The organism is Longimicrobiales bacterium, from assembly GCA_035764935.1.
In the GTDB taxonomy this organism is placed as follows: Bacteria; Gemmatimonadota; Gemmatimonadetes; order Longimicrobiales; family RSA9; genus DASTYK01.
The window spans coordinates 1-4,218 of record DASTYK010000101.1; the positions used below are offsets into that span (position 1 = coordinate 1).

A 4,218-nucleotide genomic window follows, 5' to 3' on the forward strand; every position below is an offset into this window, starting at 1 on the left:
GGAGGCCGAGGAGCCGGGCAGCGTCGACTACCCCTTCTCGGGACCCATGTTCGTTCTCACCCACAGGCCGCTGGAGCGGCCGGAACCGGAGGTCCAGATCCTCTCCGGCGACATCGGGGAAGCGGTCGCCACGGCACTGGATGCTGCGGGCGGCAAGAACCTCGAAGTCCTCGGCGCCGACGTGGCCGGCCAGTGCCTGCAGCGGGGGCTCGTCGACGAGATCCTGGTGTACATACTGCCGGTGCTGCTCGGCGACGGCATCCGCTTCTCGTCCCCGGGGCTCGCGAGGACACAACTGGAACCGATCAGCAGCACGCGGTCGCGCGACGCCACCATCCTCCGCTTCCGCGTCCGCAAGCAGTCCGACCTGACTGTCGAATAGTTCCGGTTGCGTCGTCGACGCGCCCGGGCAGAGGTCGTCAGCCGGTGCCATGCCGGCGAGGTAGGCCGCCACGGCGTGAGCGGCATGGCGGTCGAGTGGCTCTAGCCATGTCGTCGCGCATGGTGCGCGGGTCGGCGTGGCGCATGACGTACGGCATGTCGCGGAGTCTGACGCCCGCGACAAGCCCAGTGGTGCAGAGGCTGCGCTTCGGCCCCCTCCCCCGCCACCTCAGGGCCCATCGGAGAGGTCACGGATGTGCTGTCGACGCGATCGGTGAAGGCCGGTCGGCGCGCCCTCACCGCGCTCCCGACGCGGCAGGAGCCAAGCGCGGGAGCGTTTCGATGACGGCGGCGACATGCTCAGGTGTCGGCATCGCCGCGATCGACCGGCCAAGGATCGCCGCTGAGTCGCGGTACGACGCGCAATCGAGGAGGCGGGCGACAGCATCGCGGATCGCCGACGCAGTTGCCTCGTTCGGCGCCAGGGAGATGCCTACGCCCGCTGACGCGACCGCCGTGGCGTTGAGGAACTGGTCCGCACCCTGCGGGAGGCAGAGCTGCGGAAGGCCATGCCTGATGCTGGCCAGCATCGTGCCGGAGCCGGCGTGTGACACGACGACGTCGCAGTGCGGCAGCAGTGCGGCCTGCGGCACATACTGCTCGACGCGCACGTGCGTCGGCTGCGGTCCGAGATCTGCAGGGTCGACACGCGGGCCGACCGTAACGAGAACGCGTGCGTCGAGATCGCTCAGCGCGGCGAGGATCGCCAGCAGCAGCGCCACGTCGCTGAAGACGGTGCCCAGCGTCACGTACACGAGCGGCGCGTCGTGCCGGCTCTCCGGCAACGGAAGCGGCGACGACATATCGGTGTGGCCGTCGTCGCTGAGCGGGCACATCAGCTGGCGACGCGGGATGTGCCGGGCGTCCTCGGAGGTCAGCTGCGGCGGATAGATGTCGAGATACACGTGGTCGTAGGCACCGCCGAAGGGACGTGGCTCAAGCCCGCGCGAGCGCCAAAGCGGTGCCACCTCCGTGCCCGCCGCCGCGACCCGACGCTTGGGGAGCAGCGGCCCGAATCCCTTCGTGATGCTCGGCACGCCTAGCTCGGCGGCCATGATGTGTCCGGCGAACTCCGCCGCGTCGGCAACCACCAGGTCGGGTCGCCATTCCAGCGCGACCGGTGCGAGATCGGCGAGGATTGCCGGCGCGGCGATCGCGCCGAACAGCTTCCCAAAACCCACGTCCGGGACGTCCTCCGTCGCGAGCGCATTGACCTCGGGGAACCGCGCGCGCAACTGGGCTGGACCCGCGAGCGCGGCTGGGCCCGTCGCCACCGGCGTGATACCTGCACGCTGAACATGGGCGACGCCGTCGGCCGGCGTGGCCCACAACACGTCGTGGCCGCGCGCCGCGAACGCGCGGGCCAACGGCACCATCGGATGGATGTGCCCGAGCCCAGCCGTCGACGTAACCAACACCCGCACGACCCGCCACCCCCGCCCGTGATATTCATCCGAGCTATACTAGATTGACCCGAGTGACAGTAGGACCAAATGCCAAAGCCCGTCAAGCCCCGCAGCTACAACTCCCCCGTCCGCCGCGAACAAGCCACGCGGACCCGGCATCGAATCCTCGAAGCCGCCGCGGGGCTGTTCATTGGTCAGGGGTACGGCGCCACGTCGATCCGCGCCATCGCCGAGGCAGCGGGCGTGGCGCCCGACACGGTCTACGCGACCTTCGGCAGCAAGGCGGGGTTGCTTTCCGCGTTGATCGACTTCCGGCTCGCGCCGGGCGGCGAGTCCAGCGTCCTCGACCGACCCGAGAGCCAGGCGATGCGCGACGAACGCGATCCGCGCCGGCTCCTCCGTCTGTTCGCCCGTGACTACGCGACCATGGCGGAGCGGGTCCGCCCGGTCTCCGAGGTGCTCCGCACGGCCAAAGCCGTGGAGCCGGAGATGGCCGCCTTCCGCGACGAGATCGAGGGCTACCGCTTCCAGTACATGCAGACCGTCGTCGGCTGGCTCGCCAAGTGCGCCAAGCTGCGGATGCCGCAGCATCGCGCGGCACAAGTCGTCTGGACTCTCGCCAGTCCCGACGTCGGCCGGATGCTCTGCGACGTCCAAGGATGGACGACGGACGAGTACGCCGAATGGCTCGAGGACACCTTGACCGCAACGTTGCTCTCACCCTGACGCCTGGGCACGGGAGCGAAGCTAGGCCGGCCCGGATGGCACCTAGGGGTTCGCGCCGTACCCTGCCCTCGACCTTCGCGTGGCCGCCACGCTGCCGAACCAGCACGCCCCACCCCAACCTGCGCGCAGGAGGCCAGGCGATGAGGACAAGTCCCTTCAAGGCCCCCGCAATCAGGGCACCTCTATGGTGGATCAATGGCGTCGGTCAAGCAGTTCCAAGTCACCTTCGACTGCGCAGAACCTGAGCGCGTCGCTCGCTTCTGGTGCGAGGTGTTGGGGTACGTCGTACCGCCACCGCCGGAGGGCTTTGCTAGTTGGGACGATTTTGATCGCGCGCTGCCGCCTGAGCGTCAGGGTTCGGCGTTCGCGTGCGTTGATCCCTCCGGTGTGGGCCCGCGACTGTTCTTCCAGCGCGTTCCCGAAGGCAAGGCCGTCAAGAATCGGCTGCATCTTGACGTGCGGGTCGGCAGCGGGCTCGTGGGGGAAGAGCGCCTGGCCGCACTTGAGGCCGAATGCGCACGACTGGTCGCGCTCGGCGCGGTACGCGTACGACTACTGCGTGCCGATGGCGTCAACGAGTCATGCCTCGTGATGCAGGACATCGAGGGCAACGAGTTCTGTCTCGACTGAGTGGCCGCCAACCTGACGTCAGTCGGGTTCCGTGATCGATTCGGACCCTGTCGTGATGATCAAGGGCCGAGCTACGGCGGACTTCCGTGTCCTGTCGCCGTTGATCTACGAGGTGCCGAGCGATCTCTGCCGCGCAGCGCTCCGCCCGTGCCGCTCGGCACCCTCAAGGGTGCCTGACTTGCCGAACGATGTGGATGGCAACGTCAGCCAGCGCGACTGCCGTTGCGGCTTGGGCGCCGGTCGCACGCGATGCGCTGCCAACGACCGCAACTCAGCGCCTCGACTACTGGATCGGCGGCCTGCTTGGCCGTGTCCGACTCGGGCAACGCTTCCTTACGGTCGGCTCGGCCTCGAGGGATGCAACTGTAGAACCGGGTCCGCGCTGGCGGCAGCCGCTAGCACCTCCGAGCTCGCACGATCGAGCGGGCACCCACGTGCGTTCAGTTGTCTGCCTGCATGAACATCCAGCGGTGCCCCTCCAGGTCTTCGACCCGATAGAGGCGACTGCCGTCCGGGCCGGTCTCAATGCCGGACAGCAGCGACGCTCCGGCCGCCTTCGCGTGCTCGAAGTGGGCAGCCAGGTCGTCGACGTAGACGAGGACCCCATCAATCACCCACGGTGCGGCACTCCACGCCGCAGCCGCGGCGCAGTGGGATCGATGAAGCCGGGGGCCCTCGTAGTCGGGTGTGGGTGTCGCCAGCATGATCAGTCCATGACCGGTGGACATCTCTCCATGGGAGAGAACCCCGTTCGCGTCGAGCCATCGCTCCCGCTCCTCGAAGCCGAACGTGCTGGACAGCCACGACATCGCCTCAGCACCGTCCGCGTAGGCCAGCATGGGCACGACACCTTGCGGATGAGCGGCCATCCCCACTCCTTTGCTCCGGTTGACCCGTGGTTCGGCCGGGGCCACCGCGAACGATACTGACGGTCGACTCCGGGGCGAGGAGGACTCAGCGGGCGGGAACCGGCTCGGACGGCCGCCACTCCCGCCTGATCAGCCCGTACACCCAC

The 4,218-nt window shown here is 68.6% G+C and carries 5 protein-coding genes; 3 read left to right on the forward strand and 2 right to left on the reverse strand.

Annotated features, from left to right (window positions below):
* Positions 1 to 382: dihydrofolate reductase family protein (locus VFU06_08455; GenBank protein HEU5209428.1), on the forward strand; the 382-nt coding region annotated here is incomplete at its 5' end.
* A gap of 295 nt (positions 383 to 677) precedes the next feature.
* Here the strand turns inward: VFU06_08455 and VFU06_08460 are convergent.
* Positions 678 to 1,808 carry a glycosyltransferase gene (locus tag VFU06_08460; protein ID HEU5209429.1) on the reverse strand — a complete coding sequence of 377 codons (1,131 nt, stop codon included), beginning with the start codon at positions 1,806 to 1,808 and terminating at the stop codon, positions 678 to 680.
* Positions 1,809 to 1,934: 126 nt separating this feature from the next.
* Between VFU06_08460 and VFU06_08465 the strand changes: the two genes are divergently transcribed.
* Together VFU06_08465 and VFU06_08470 are read left to right on the forward strand one after the other, a co-directional pair.
* Complete coding sequence (locus VFU06_08465) at positions 1,935 to 2,573, forward strand: TetR/AcrR family transcriptional regulator (GenBank protein HEU5209430.1); 639 nt, start codon at positions 1,935 to 1,937, stop codon at positions 2,571 to 2,573.
* A 195-nt stretch (positions 2,574 to 2,768) separates the two neighbouring features.
* On the forward strand, positions 2,769 to 3,203 hold the full coding sequence (locus tag VFU06_08470; GenBank protein HEU5209431.1) for a VOC family protein: 435 nt from the start codon (positions 2,769 to 2,771) through the stop codon (positions 3,201 to 3,203).
* Between the two features lie 440 nt (positions 3,204 to 3,643).
* Here VFU06_08470 and VFU06_08475 read toward each other — a convergent pair whose 3' ends face one another.
* Positions 3,644 to 4,072, reverse strand: coding sequence for a VOC family protein (locus VFU06_08475; GenBank protein ID HEU5209432.1), 429 nt, complete (start codon positions 4,070 to 4,072; stop codon positions 3,644 to 3,646).
* Between the last annotated feature and the right edge of the window lie 146 nt (positions 4,073 to 4,218).